Here is a 1,514-nt window from a genome sequence, read left to right on the forward strand (position 1 = left end):
TCCAAGTGTTGGAGCGACAATTAATATTATGATTGCTGCCAGCCGGGCTGAGGGTAAAACAATAATTGAAAATGCAGCTCGAGAACCTGAGATTGTAGATTTGGCAAACTTCCTAACTGTAATGGGAGCTAACATTAAAGGTGTAGGTACAGATATCATAAAAATTGAGGGTGTAAATGAGATGCATGGAGTTGAGCATCGAATTATACCTGATAGAATTGAAGCAGGCACATATATGATTGCATCTGCTATTACTGGTGGAGATGTTTATATCCGCAATGTTTTAACTGAACATGTTAAACCACTGATTGCAAAAATGCATGAGATGGGAATTATTGTCGAAGAAGATATAGCAGGGGTTAAAGTTAAAGCAGACGGTAAATTAAAAGCTGTTGATGTCAAAACTCTGCCCTATCCTGGCTTTCCGACAGATATGCAGTCTCAAATGATGGCTTTATTAACCCAGGCTGATGAGACAAGTTTAATCATTGAAACAGTTTGGGAAAATCGTTTTATGCATGTAGATGAATTAAAAAGAATGGGAGCAGATATCAAGATTGATGGACACAGTGCTCTCGTAAAACCTGGTTGCCTAACCGGTGCTGAAGTAAGAGCTACAGATTTGAGGGCAGGAGCTGCACTTATTCTGGCCGGATTAGCTGCTGAAGGTCAAACAGAAGTTAAAGATATCTATCATGTTGAGCGAGGTTATGAAAATATAGAAGAGAGGCTCAAGGAAGTTGGGGCTTCAATAAATAAAGTATCTGAGTAAATAAAACCTGCCGCTGATATTTCAGCGGTTTTCTGTTTTGAAATTGATTTTGGTTCTTCAATAAAACAAGGTGGTGAATAAAATGATTACAACGGTAACGTTAAACCCGTCAATTGACCGTGAGTACTTTGTTGAAAAAAATGAGGTTATGAAAAACCAGTTTATTTACAATGAAGAAAATCTAAAGGTTTATCCAGGTGGTAAAGGCTTGATTAGTGCGATTAACTTTAAAGAACTGGGTTATGGTGATGTGCAAAATATTGGTTTTGTTGGCGGCAAACAGGGTTTATTTTTCGAAAAAATGGTTCAAGAACATAATATTATAAGCAACTATATTCATACTGAAAGAGAAATAAGAAACAATGTAAAAATTATTGGTAAAGAACCTGCAACCTATACTCAGTACAATGATTATACATTTGAGGTTGAAAAGGAAGAAGTTGATGAGCTGATAATTAGGTTTAAAAGATCAATTTCGGAAAGTGAGTGTATTTTAATTTCTGGATCAGTTCCAGTTGGAGTAGATTTTGATATTTATCAGCGTTTAATTAAAATTGCTAAAGATAAAGGAAAACGTGTTTTTCTGCAGGCCAGTGGTGAAGCTTTAAAATTAGCTTTAGAGTCAGAACCAGATGTTGTAACCCCATATTTCAAACATCATAAAACTATTTTAGATATGGAGATGGAAGAGAAAAAAGATTATATCAAAGCAGGAAAAAAAATGCAGGAAATGGGAGCCAAA

At 35.7% G+C, this 1,514-nt stretch carries 2 protein-coding genes; both read left to right on the forward strand.

All coding sequences use genetic code 11. The annotated features are described in order from the left end of the window. The coding region (locus CI949_RS20605; protein WP_290769909.1) for a UDP-N-acetylglucosamine 1-carboxyvinyltransferase at positions 1–772 on the forward strand (772 nt) is incomplete at its 5' end. Between the two features lie 82 nt (positions 773–854). Then, positions 855–1,514 (forward strand): 1-phosphofructokinase family hexose kinase (locus CI949_RS20610; RefSeq protein WP_290769910.1); only part of this gene is annotated, 660 nt, incomplete at its 3' end.

The sequence above is a fragment of the Halanaerobium sp. genome (assembly GCF_003070835.1).